Here is a 13394-nt window from a genome sequence, read left to right on the forward strand (position 1 = left end):
AATTTCCCAAATATACATATTTACATAACCCTTGGGATTAAAATACTAGAAAAATTACTATTAATCTTGAATTCAAAAATTATTAAATTTATCAAACAATCCTTTAAATATGAAGCAATAACATTAATTCAAGGTATCGGATTTGAAACTAAAAAATAAGTCATTATTGATTTTCAATCAGTTATAAAATGTTTGAAAAATGAAAGAAATTATATCTTTTTTTTTACATATATTTAACACGTAGAAATAATTCCATTCCCAAACATTATTAGCACTTAAATGTTGATTCTAGATTTTCGCTTTATTTAGTTTTTCAATAAAATCTAAATAGTGTCATCTAAGGAACTCGAAATTATATGAAAAAGCATCACGTACTTTTTGCGGTTCTACTTTTTGCCGTATGCAGTTATAAGTTAATCGCCCAGCAATACATAGGAACTTTTAATTCTATTGACGAAATGGTTTCACTAGGAAATACAGATTATTTCTTAGCAGACGATGGGATACATGGTAAAGAGCTCTGGAAAACCGATGGTACGCCTAATGGCACATCGATGCTAAAGGATATTCTAGAAGGCACCTACGGTAGTGATCCCGAAAATTTATTTGTTTTCAAAAATCACATCTATTTTTCTGCAAACAATGGTATTACTGGCCATGAACTCTGGAGAAGCGACGGCACTATAGAGGGAACAGTATTAGTAAAAGATATACATCCTTCCCATCGTATTGGATCAAATCCAAAAAACTTTACAGTCTACCAAGGTGAACTTTATTTTACAGCATCTAATGAGTACATTAATGGCTCTCAAAAGCTATATAAAACAGATGGAACCTCTAATGGAACAAAACTTGTCTATGCTGACAATAGTTCCAGTTTTGTAAACCTAACCGTTGCTAACGATCTTCTCTACTTTTCAAACAAACAATTATTATACAAGTACGATTCTGTTACAAACGAAACAGAGAAAATGGATATTGACGAATATTATTCTGTAGCAGAACTAAACAGCTTCCATAACGAACTTTATTTTATCACTCATACAAGTTATCGCGGAAATATAAGATTATATCGCATCACTCAATCTGAGGATATTATTCTTTTAAAAGAATTTAATCAAGATGCTTATGGAGACCAAGATATCTATGATTTCACTCAGATAGAAGAGCTAGTTTTCTTTTCTAAAACAAATTCTGATGGCTCTAGTAATTATGAAAATACCTTATGGAAAACTGACGGTACTTCAGAAGGAACTGTGCTGGTAAAAAAATATGGCTGGCAAAGGCATTATTCAGGTTCGAGAATATCTAATTTTATAGAATATAATGGAAAACTTTATTTTAACGGAGGTGGAGAAAATGCCTATGCTCTTATGGAATCTGACGGTACGGCAGCCGGAACATTCCCTGTTTATAATCAGAATGACATAAATATAGATAAAGATGGCGAATTTATCGTTGCTAATAATCTAATCCACTTTTCTAGCGGAAGAAATATATGGACTTCTAATGGAACTTCCGAGAACACTAAGAAATTTTCAGGTTTACGTTTAACTAGAGATAATACTGGTGAGCAATACTACTTTAAATCTAACGGTGATATTGTATATTTTAGAGCAGAAATAGAAAATTCCCCAAACGAATATGATAATCGCAAGGTTTTATATTCAACTGAAATTAGTGGACAATTAGAAGTTGCCTTTAACAACAGAGCGCTTTACAGTGGCGAAAGCAAAAACTTTATATCTAAAATAGATAGTGTTTCCCGTTTTGAGGTAACTCTAAAGAATAAAGGGAATAAAAGTTTAGCATTCTCACAAATTAATATTAGTGGAAATGATTTTTACCTCGATGGAAAAGATCTAGAAGAAAATCTAGAGATCGAACCTTCTGGTTTTTTCCCTAAAAGCCTAGAAAAAGGTGAAACAGCGACTTTTACTCTGTTTTATTATCCTCAGAACAAAGGACATCAAAATGCTACATTATCAATCCAAAGTTCTGATTCAAAAAACCCCGAATTTAATCTCATTTTAAAAGGATTTGCTAAAAACAGTGAAGTTTCAACAAATTCAGATGCTGCAATAAGCTTAAAAAAGGAAATACAATTCAAACAGGGATTAATAGAATTGTCCAATAATTCATTTTCAGAAAAAACTTATTTAGGAAGTATTATAAGTGCAATCAATATCTTTGAAAACGAGAACAATAACTATAACTTTAAATTTGTTTCTGGTAAAGGCGACGCCAACAACAAAGCCTTCAAAATTGAAGGAAATAAATTAAAATTAGAGGAATCATTTAATAGAAAATCAATAACCACTTTAAGCCTGAGGATTGCTGCAGAAAATCAAAATACAGGGGATGTTTTTGAAGAAATAGTAGTTCTTAATATCGAGAAGGAGTCTATATTAACATCACCCACTGAAAATTGCGAAATTCAGGTTGAAAATTTAGATTTTGATCTAAATGATATTATCTACTTGAAAGAGCAAGAATTTATAGCCGTAGGGACGGAAGGTTTGGTATTAAAAACATATAATGCAGGACAAACTTGGGAAAAAAAACATACAGGAGACTATAGAAGTTTATTTCAAGTAGAATTTCCTGATGAAAGAAATGGATATGCTTTAGGTGATCAAATAATTTTAAAAAGCGAAGACGCCGGTGAATCCTGGTTTGAATTAGAGTTTCCTGCAAAAGAATATCCATACCCTAGAAATATAACTTTTATAGATGCTGAAAAAGGTTTTTTGTTTAGTGAAAACGGAAAAATCTTAGTAACAAACAATGGAGGAAAAGACTGGTATTCGGAAGAAATTAATCACAGAAATCTTACAAAAGGACTATTTATAAATGAAACAACTGGTTTTTTATTAACAACTTATAGCAATCAGATTCTGAAAACAATAGATTCTGGTAATTCATGGAATGTTTTGGAACTTAATTCTAGTGATAATAGCTCTCGAAATTTCATTGATATATTTTTTATCGATCAGGAAAATGGGTTTCTTTTAAACAATTCTGGTGATGTCTATAGCACTACAGATAGTGGTATTACCTGGGAGCAAACCTCATCGTCTATCGCTAGAAAGCCAAGCAGGATTAAATTCGCTAATGAAAATACTGGTTATATAACGTCTTCAGAAGGTTTATTTAAAACAGAAGATAGAGGGGTTACGTGGAATCTTGTTTTTGACGATTACCGAATAAATAACCTTTCATTCGCATTAAGTGATAATGATGAGTATGCTTTAATAGTTGATTCAGAATATTATGGAAGTAATAATGCGATAGCCAGAAAAGCTCCTAATAAGGAATGGGAGATCATTTCGAGATTTACAGATGCCTCCAGAAACCCGATTACTAATTTTGAAAATAATATAGGAGTACTATTTACAGAAGAAGATGCCTATATTTCAAAGGATGGTGGCACAATGTGGCAAACTATGAATAAACCGAATGATGGCTATATGAGCTACACTAAAATTAGAAAAGGTATTATTTACGTTCTTGGTAGATATAATTTTCATAAAAGTAGTGATTTTGGTAAAACCTGGGAAAAATTAGGAGCTATAGACGGAAGCCGATTTTTTCGTTTTATAAATGATGAAACAATAATTGCACTTGGAAACGCAGAAATGGCAGGTATTTTAAAATCTACTAATAGAGGTGCCTCATGGGATGTAATGTATGAAGATGCAATGGGGCCTGGCGGATTGTCATTCAATAATGAAAAAGAAGGAATAGCTGTTGGATTTAATGGAATTATAAAAACAGAAGATGGCGGCTCCACTTGGAAAGAAATTGAGACTCCCGAAGGAGAGACCGAATCCAGTTCTTTTTTATATTCCGCTGAATTCTATGAAGATATAGCTTTAGCCGGTGCTCAAAACGGGATACTTTATAAATCCATTGATCGCGGAAAAAACTGGAATAGAGTTTTTACGACCATTGAAGGGACCATTAATTTTTTACATGCAAACTCTGAAGAGAATTGGCTTGCTGTGAGTGGCAATACTATTTATAAAAGTGAAGATGCAGGAGAATCATGGAAAGAAATATTTCATCTAACTGGTGATTTAAGAAATTTTTATGCTGATGGTGAACTTCTTTACGGAAGTACTAACGAGGCAGAGATATTCAAGTTTCATAAAAATAATATTACCCCAGGGCAACCTTCCTATATCCAGGGCGATACCAATGTAGTTATAGGTACCAGTTCAACCTATTCTGTACCAAATCAAACTGGTATTAATTACAACTGGGAAATCGATGGTGATCAGGAAATATTTTTCAAAGGAAATACCGCAAAAATCGATTGGAATTCACCTGGTTTATTCACTATCAAAGTAACTCCGCAAAACAATTGCTCTCTAGGTAACCCCAGATCAATAAAGGTAAGAGTTATTGAAGCCAATCGTAACAATCCTGTAATCACTGGACCAGAAACAGTACAAGAGTTTTCAACAGAGAAAACATATCAAATATCCAAAAAAGAAAATTCAAAATATCAATGGTTTGCTAAAGGTGCTACGAAAGTATCATCAAATAACAATATAGTTTCCATAGATTGGGGGCTAAACGGCAAAGGTAAAGTTCAGGTTATAGAAACTGATACTATCAATAAAATAAGATATATAGATGAATTGAACATCAATATTGAAAAACAGGACTTTGAGGCTCCTATATTAAAACCAACTAATGCAACATGTCGTGATAAAAACAATGGAAAATTAGAGATCACAACGAATAATCCAAATCGTTATACTGCAGTAATTTCAAGTAATACTCAAATGATTATTCGTGAATTCGATACGAATATTGAAATTACAGATTTAAGGCCAGGCGATTACTCTCTCTGCTTAACTATGCAATTAAACAATAGGCAAGAATGCTATGAGTTCCAAATCTCAGAACCAGAGGCATTCGAGGTAAGTACCTCTTCTTATCATTCTCTTGATAACATGACTGTAATAAATATGTCTGGAGGAATAAAACCATATTCTGTTTTTTTAAATGGAACTAAAGTTGCTCACACCAATAAAAATGAAGTCATTATAAATTCAAAACCAGGAGATTTCCTGGAAGTATCTGCTTCCGGAGAATGCTCAATTTCATTTGGGGAGAGAATTAATTCTTATCTACATACCATTGTTTATCCTAATCCAACTTATGGTCCAATAAATGTATCTCTGGAAAAAACTACTTTTTCTAATATGAATATAATTCCTATTGAAATTTACTCACTTAATGGAAACTTGATAAGCGAAAAAAATATTAAGCCCGAAAACAATATTTTACGACTAAACATTAATGATCTATCAGCTGGAATATATTTTTTAAAATTAGGCAATAACACAAATGAAACCATTAAAATTATAAAGAAATGAGAAATATAATAACGCTCGTGTTTATATTATGCCTCTTTTCTTGCTCACCTAGTGACAGCAGTGAAAGTGAAATCCCAGCGGAAAATAAACCGCCAAATGCGCCGCAATTAGTTTACCCAGCAGATAACTCCCTTTGTGTAGATAGCGAAATACAATTCGAATGGTCTAATGTAGACGATCCCGATCTGGATGAAGTTTCATATCGAATCGAAATCTCTGAGAACCGTTCATTTACTAACATCATCGAATCGATGAACACTGAGAATAATAACTTAGCAGTTACACTTTCAGAAGGAACAGCATATTATTGGAGAGTCAACTCTATAGACGAAAATGATAATGAGAGTGATTTTTCTAAAGTCTTCGCATTCTATGTAGAAGGCGAAGCAATGAGTAATTATATCCCATTTAAGGCAGAAAGAATTTCTCCTCTAAATAATGAAGAGCTTACTTCTTCTAGTTTTACTTTGAAATGGGAAGCAACAGATCTGGATAATGATGATCTAAAATTTGACTTATATTTCGGTATATCAGAAAATCCTCCATTAATAGCTGAAAATTTGGATTCAACCGAATTCGAAGTCTCTCTTGAATCTAACACTAGATATTATTGGCAAGTTAATAGCAAAGATGCTACTTCAAAAAGTATTGGAGATATATGGGTTTTCTTCACAAAATAAATCACAAAAAACTCCCGAGATTCTTTAGAATTTCGGGAGTTTTTTTATTTACCTATTGTTTTAGACCTCCAAATAATTTTAACGTTAAATTTTACGTTAAGCTAATCCACACCGTTTATATTGCCGTATATTATAAGACATGGTGATGATTTATGAATTAGAAAAACTGAAATAAATGAAAAAGAATCTTTTACTACTATTATTTTTAGCAAGTATATTTAGCTTTAATGCTTGTTCTGAAGATAGTGATATCACAGAAATTGATCCAGAACCCGAGCAGGAAACCGAACCTACAGAAGAAGAGCGTATAGAATTAGAAGTTAAAAACTTCATCTATCGCGGACTTAATGATGTTTACCTTTATAAATCTGATGTACCTGAACTTGCAGATGATTATTTTGCAAACGATGATGCACAAACCGAATTTCTAGATGATTTTAGTTCTCCTGAGAGCCTTTTTAATTCCCTACTTTCTAATCAGGATGAATTTAGTTATCTGGTAGATGATTACGAGCAGCTCGAAAATCAATTTGATGGAATAAGTGGCGCTACAGGTATCGAATTTGGTTTAGGTTTACTAAGTGGCAGCAATAATTTATTTGGGTACATCCAGTATGTTTTACCAGAAACTTCTGCTGATGAAGCTGGTTTAACCCGAGGAACTGTATTTACTGAAGTAGATGGTGAACAACTTACATTATCAAACTATAACGAGTTATTAACCCGCAATTCCTTCACCATTAATATTGGTTATGTAGAGGACAACACTATTTATTTAACCGATGAAACGGCAGATCTAACAGACGGCTATTATACCATGAACCCTGTTTTTATTACGGAAGTTTTTGAGCTGGAAGGTAGAAAAATTGGTTATTTAATGTATAACAGCTTTATTGCTAATTTTGATGAAGAATTAAATGCTGCATTTGGAGAATTTAGCAGTGAAGGTGTAACAGATCTGGTTTTAGACCTTAGATATAACGGCGGTGGTTCTGTTAATACTGCTACAGATTTGGCAAGTATGATTACCGGCCAATTTGAAGGAGAAGTTTTTGCTACTGAAGAATGGAATGAAGATTACCAGGAATATTATGAGACTTTTGCTCCAGATTTTCTTATAAACGAATTTGATTCAGAATTAAGTGATGGGCAAGCTATAAATAGCCTAAATCTTAACGAAGTTTATATTTTAACTACTCAGGCTACGGCGTCTGCAAGTGAGCTAATCATTAATGGGCTTACACCATATATTAACGTTGTACATATTGGTGAAACTACAACAGGTAAATTTCAGGCATCTTTAACCTTATACGACAGCCCAACTTTTGATGAAGAAAACAGAAATGAGGATCACACTTATGCTATGCAACCTCTTGTCTTAAAAATGGCAAATGTAGATGGTTATACAGATTTTGTGGATGGCCTCACACCAGATATAACAATTACTGAAGATTTAAATAATCTTGGTGTTCTTGGTGATATGGAAGAACCTTTATTAGCCAGAGCTATTGATGAAATTTTAGGCAGAACTCAAATACAGTCTAGAATGATGGTTCAGGATAAATTTCAGTTTGAAAAAATTGGTGAGAGTAGTATGTTTAAGCCTACCTATCAAAGAATGTATATTAACAAAACTCCGATGATTAAGGAGTAGGTTTATTTCAGCTTAGCAATTAAAAAAGCCCCTTTAGTTTATAAAATATAAACCTTAGGGGCTATCGTAGCTAGCAGCAAAATTTTCTAGAATATATAACTGTATCTAAGTCCGAAACTTTTTATTCTGAATTCTCTGTATAGGCCTTCGTAGTTTATCCCAATATTATTTAATCCTGTAAAGTATTTTAAAGCTATACTAGATTTTTCTGAAAGGTGAATAATTGGACCTACATGAACCCCTAAATTTCTATGTTCCAAAGAATGTGAAAACATTTCTCCATCTTTCCGATCATCTCCATTTGTAAATAATATTATTTCAACTTGTGGACCAAAAGCGATATCTAAAATTTTATTCACTCTGATATTTAATGCTCCTGGAAAACTTAAGTAGTATAAATTGAAATTATTATCAAAATATATATCCTTGCTACGCCTCAATCTCAATATATAATCTAATGTTAGGTAAAGTCTTTTAGAAAGATTTAGGGCTGTTCCAATACCAACTGAAATTCCTACTCCAGGCTCTGTATTCGATTCAGTGTCGTTAGTAAAAGAAAAGTAGGTGTCAGTTATGGATGAGCCCACAAGCAAATGAAAATCATAATTTCTTTTATCTTCATCCTCTTCCTGCCCCTGCATTATTTGAAATACTGATAAAAATCCTAACATGAATAAATATTTAATTTTCATGATATAATTATGAAGTAACGGTGTTAGCAGTGCTTGTTTTAATTTCTCTAGAATATTTTTTTCGTTTCTCCCCATAGCCATAGCCGTATTTATTGCCATAACGCAGGTTTGAAAATTGAACACAATTTAAAATACAACATATATTTTTTAAAGTAGTCCCATTTGCATCCTGTATAAAATCCAGGCTTTCTTTTTTGGTACTTCCTGCCTTCACTAGATATAAAGTAAGATCTGCAAATTCACTAATAATCGCTGTATCTGCTACCAACATTGATGGAGCGGTATCAACTAATATATAGTCATACCTCGATTTCATTTCATTAAACAAATACTCTAACCTATCACACCTAAGTAATTCACTAGGATTATAGGGTATACTACCCGAATAAATCATGTCAAGATTAGCATGAATATTCGATCGTCTAACAATACCATCAATTTGCGCTTCCTCTGATAAATATTCACTCAATCCAATATAATTTTCTGGCTTTTCTATATATCGCTGCATTTGCGGATTTCTAAGATCTGCTCCAATCAGCAAAACTCTTTTATTACTGTTTGCCATGGTAATACCAAGATTCATAGTTGTAAATGTTTTACCTTCTCCTTTAGAAGCGGATGTAAGCATGATGACCTTTGAATTCTTATCAACAAATCTTTTCTTTAGATGAACTTGAAGGTTCGTCATTAAAATTCTAAAAGACTCTGCTAATACAGATCTATCCTTTTGTTGTATTAAAAAGTTTTTTTTCATCCTTCCTAAAGAAGGGATTTCTGCAACTAGAGGTATTTCTTTCGATAGAAACTCTTGGAGATCAATTTTGCTTCGAACCTTATTATCTAAAGCCTGAAAACCAAATATTAAAGAAAAAGGAACTAACAGCCCTAACAAAAAAGCTCCTAAAAAAATACTCCTTGGATTTGGTGCTACTGGAATTCCATTGCTGTAAGCTTCATCAACTATTTTAGCTTTTGGTTCAGTTACTGCAAGAGCTAAAGTATTCTCCTCTCGCTTTTGCAGGAGATATAGATATAAAGATTCTTTAATTTTTTGCTGTCTTTCTATACCTCTATTTTCTTTTTCCTGAAGTGGTATCTCTGAAATTTTTGAATTAACGTTATAAGACTGTCTTCTAAGTTCATTAAGTGAAATCTGTAAACTTGATCTAGATTGTTTTAATGACTGATAGATATTGTATTTTACCTGTCCCAAATTATCATTAATTCGCTTAACCATTGGATTCTTTTCCGTAGAGCTATTAAGTAATCTATTACGCTCTAAAATATAATTATTATATTCTGAAATCTGTTGATTAACACCTGCTGCCTCTATACCCAAATTAGCCGGGATAAGATCATCACTATCGGTACTAGACAAAAACTGAAGTATAGTATTAACGAGCTCTAATTGTGTGCCTAATTCTTGTTTTCGTTTACTATACTCACTGGCATTCTGAACAAATATTTCAGACTCCGATGATAAATCAGTAAGACGATTTTCTTTCTTAAATTCTACTTTACCTGTTTCAACAGAATCTAATTCGCTATTAATTATTGTCAGCCTCTCGTTAATGAAATTAGCTGTATTTTCAGCAATCAAATTTTTATCTTCTATGGCATCTTTATTATATTCTAGAATAAGTTGATCCAATACATTTTTTGCTCTATTAGGCACCGGATCTGTAAGTTCAAATCGAATTACATTCGAACTATTTTCACCTTGAATTAAGGAAACTTTATTTCCATAATTGGCTGCCATAGATTCGATAGAATGAAAGTCAACATTCACTGGCAGGTTTTTACCATCTGACTTAGGATTGGTTAATAATATTTTCGAAAATCCAATATCTAATGCCTCATTAACACTTACCCTATACTCTTTAAAATTTTGTCTATCCATCACTAAAAATTCATCTTCCCCTAAATAGGTTACTACAAAATTGGAAGAAAACTTTTTAAGCTTTTGCGCATCGTATGCTAGAAGTTTAACTGTAAATGGTTTATCATCATACAATTCTATATTTCTAAATCTACCATCTATAGAGTAGGTAATATGCAAATTAAGTGCTTTTACCACCTCCTTCATTAATTGCCTGGAATTCAATATTGATATTTCGCTCTCTATTTTTTCAGATCTTAATCCAAACATCGAAGCATCACTAAAACCATATGCGGCATCAGAATTACCTTTGGTCCCATCATTCTTAATAATTATACTGGCCGTAGCCTTGAATACAGGAGTGGCATATTTTAAGTAAAAATATGCTGCACTTACAGTAATAGATACAGTTATGATAAACCAGTACCAATACTTGGTATATTTTTTAAGCTCTTGACCAACCTTTTTTTGGTTATTTTTAGATTTATTACTCATAATTAACCATTTTAATTATTTGTTATCAGGACTACGGTAGAGATAATAACAGATGCCAAAGATAAATAGCTGGAAGCTGTTCCAAGGAAGCTTGCTGATTGCCTCCTTGCTCCTACTGGCTCTACATAAACAATATCGTTTTGTTGTAGATGATAATAGGGTGATGAAGCAATATCTGCATCTCTCAAATCAACGTACTTTCGAACTTGTTTACCCTCAACCTGGCGGGCAATCAAAATATTTTTTCGTTTACCATAAATCGTCATATCCCCCGCGAGCCCCAATGCCTGCGGTAGCGTGATATGATCGTCTTCAATAAAGAAGGTTCCTGGGCTTTTAACCTCTCCTAAAACGCTTATTCTAAAATTTAGAATACGTACATTAACAATTGCGTCCTTAACGTACTCACTAATTTCTGATTTTATTTTTTCAGCTAATTGAATATTAGTTAAACCGGTAACTTCAGTTTCACCAATAACTGGAAATTTAATTGTTCCTGTATTGGACACTAAGTAAGTCTCTAGTTCAATATTTCCAGGCATTCCTGATTGCCCTACAGTTTTAGTTAAATTAAAAGGTATTGCCGCATCAGGTTCTTCTGTAGATACCCTGATGGTTAATACGTCATCTGGTTGAATTTTTAGATTATTATTTATAAGGTTCAGATTTTGCTCACCTTCATCTCCCTGTAAATACGCAATCTTTCTACGCGAAACACATGACGAAAATAAAAGCATAACTGTTACCAATAAAATAAATGAATTTGCTGCTAGTTTCATATTATTTATTAAAGGTTAATTATATATTTACATCTTATTATTAAAACCACCTATATAAACTCTTAGAGTCTACCATTCTTGGAATTAAATGATGTGGTATTTTCCTACCTATTTTGAACATCAAGGTTAAATAACCCGCTAGCTTATGATATTTAATAATTTTCATATCTTCTGAAGATTTCTTTTTCTGCAATGCTAAGGTTGTACTTTTCCCTCCTAATCTCATTTTAACGACCCAATCTTTCAGGTAAAACTTCTCAATATGCTTATTCTTAAACCATCTCAAAGAAATATCATAATCCCCAGCTATAGAATAATTTTTATTGTACAAGCCATACTCTTCGTAAACCTTTCTTTTTACATAGATTGTTGGATGTAAAGGTATCCATCCAAAAAACAAATGACTGTTTTTAAACGGATTAGAAGGATAAATTCTCTTAATTAAATTTGGATTATCCTTACTCACAAAAACACCTTTACCATAAACCAAATCACTACCAGAAACATCAAAGGCTTTAACAATCTTCTCTATAGTTCTCTCTGAATGGAAGAAATCATCAGAATTCAAAATTCCCACCACATCTCCAGTAGCCCATTTAATTCCCTTATTATAGGCATCGAAAATTCCAGAATCAGGTTCAGAAATAAAACAATCTATTTTGTCCAAATATGGTTTTATTTTTTCCTTTGTTCCATCGGTAGAATTACCGTCGATAATAATATATTCGATATCATGATATGTCTGGCTAAAGACAGACTCTATACACTCTGCTATGGTATCTTCGTTGTTATATACCACTGTTATAATTGAAACTTTCATAATTTGATTCTTTTAAGCTTGAACAATTTGTGGTTCTTGCATTAGAACCTCTTCGAAGTACTGAATAGTCTTTGTAAGCCCTTCTCTTAGTTGAATATTTGGTTCCCAACCATCCAAACATTTTTTAGCAATAGCAATATCTGGTCTTCTTTGTTGTGGATCATCTTTAGGCAAAGCCTTAAAACTTAGTTTTGATGAGGAACCAGTAATATCTAAAATTGTCTGGGCTAACTCTAACATAGTAAATTCATTGGGGTTACCTATGTTAACCGGACCGGTAAAACCTCTTTGAGTTCCCATCATTCTGACCATGCCATCTACTAAATTATCTACGTATTGGAATGACCTAGTCTGGTTTCCACTTCCAAAAATTGTTATTTCTTCACCTTTTAAAGCTTGAACAATAAAATTAGACACTACCCTACCATCATTAGGGTTCATATTAGGACCATAAGTATTAAAAATTCGAACGATTTTTATATCTATATTATGTTGATTGAAATAATCCATAAATAATGTTTCAGCACAGCGCTTACCTTCATCATAACAGGATCTTGGCCCAATGGTGTTTACATTTCCCCAATATGATTCTGGTTGTGGGTGAACGTAAGGATCACCATAAACCTCACTAGTACTCGCTTGAAGAATTTTAGCTCTTACTCTTTTTGCCAGGCCTAAAGTATTTATAGCTCCCATCACAGAAGTCTTCATCGTTTTAATTGGATTGTACTGGTAGTGAACAGGTGAAGCGGGACAAGCTAAATTATAAATCTCATCTACTTCTGCCATAAAAGGTTCTGTTACATCATGGCGAACTAGCTCAAAATAGGGATGATGCATCAAATCAACGATATTTTGTTTATTCCCTGTAAAATAATTATCTAAGCAAATTACTTCATTACCTTCATTCAGTAATCTTGCGCAAAGGTGTGAGCCAATAAAACCTGCACCACCTGTAACTAGTATTCTTTTCATCTTATTAAATTTTTATTAAACATTTTATTT

Annotated in this window: 8 protein-coding genes; 3 read left to right on the top strand and 5 right to left on the bottom strand. The window is 32.7% G+C overall.

Annotated elements, in window-relative coordinates; all coding sequences use genetic code 11:
• Nucleotides 1–356 precede the first annotated feature (356 nt).
• From IIF7_RS16860 to IIF7_RS16870, 3 genes are all read left to right on the top strand, one after another.
• Nucleotides 357–5390, top strand: a complete 5034-nt coding sequence (locus IIF7_RS16860; protein ID WP_084842859.1) for an ELWxxDGT repeat protein — start codon at nucleotides 357–359, stop codon at nucleotides 5388–5390.
• Complete coding sequence (locus tag IIF7_RS16865; protein WP_084842860.1) at nucleotides 5387–6070, top strand: fibronectin type III domain-containing protein; 684 nt, start codon at nucleotides 5387–5389, stop codon at nucleotides 6068–6070. Before IIF7_RS16860 ends, IIF7_RS16865 begins: the two co-directional genes overlap by 4 nt.
• Nucleotides 6071–6245: 175 nt before the next feature.
• Nucleotides 6246–7724 (top strand): S41 family peptidase, encoded by a 1479-nt coding sequence (locus tag IIF7_RS16870; protein ID WP_084842861.1) that lies wholly within the window; start codon nucleotides 6246–6248, stop codon nucleotides 7722–7724.
• A gap of 86 nt (nucleotides 7725–7810) precedes the next feature.
• Here IIF7_RS16870 and IIF7_RS16875 read toward each other — a convergent pair whose 3' ends face one another.
• From IIF7_RS16875 to IIF7_RS16895, 5 genes are read right to left on the bottom strand one after another with little or no spacing between them, the layout of a single operon-like run.
• Nucleotides 7811–8515, bottom strand: coding sequence for a hypothetical protein (locus IIF7_RS16875; protein ID WP_139801349.1), 705 nt, complete (start codon nucleotides 8513–8515; stop codon nucleotides 7811–7813).
• Nucleotides 8424–10790, bottom strand: coding sequence for a GumC family protein (locus tag IIF7_RS16880; RefSeq protein ID WP_084842863.1), 2367 nt, complete (start codon nucleotides 10788–10790; stop codon nucleotides 8424–8426). The genes IIF7_RS16875 and IIF7_RS16880 overlap by 92 nt, the downstream gene beginning before the upstream one ends.
• Nucleotides 10791–10801: 11 nt before the next feature.
• Nucleotides 10802–11569, bottom strand: coding sequence for a polysaccharide biosynthesis/export family protein (locus IIF7_RS16885; protein WP_139801350.1), 768 nt, complete (start codon nucleotides 11567–11569; stop codon nucleotides 10802–10804).
• Nucleotides 11570–11609: 40 nt separating this feature from the next.
• Nucleotides 11610–12389, bottom strand: coding sequence for a glycosyltransferase family 2 protein (locus tag IIF7_RS16890; protein ID WP_084842864.1), 780 nt, complete (start codon nucleotides 12387–12389; stop codon nucleotides 11610–11612).
• A 12-nt stretch (nucleotides 12390–12401) separates the two neighbouring features.
• Nucleotides 12402–13364 (bottom strand): UDP-glucuronic acid decarboxylase family protein, encoded by a 963-nt coding sequence (locus tag IIF7_RS16895; protein WP_084842865.1) that lies wholly within the window; start codon nucleotides 13362–13364, stop codon nucleotides 12402–12404.
• Nucleotides 13365–13394: the final 30 nt, after the last annotated feature.

The sequence above is a fragment of the Zunongwangia atlantica 22II14-10F7 genome, from assembly GCF_002094855.1.
GTDB classification, from domain to species: Bacteria; Bacteroidota; Bacteroidia; order Flavobacteriales; family Flavobacteriaceae; genus Zunongwangia; species Zunongwangia atlantica.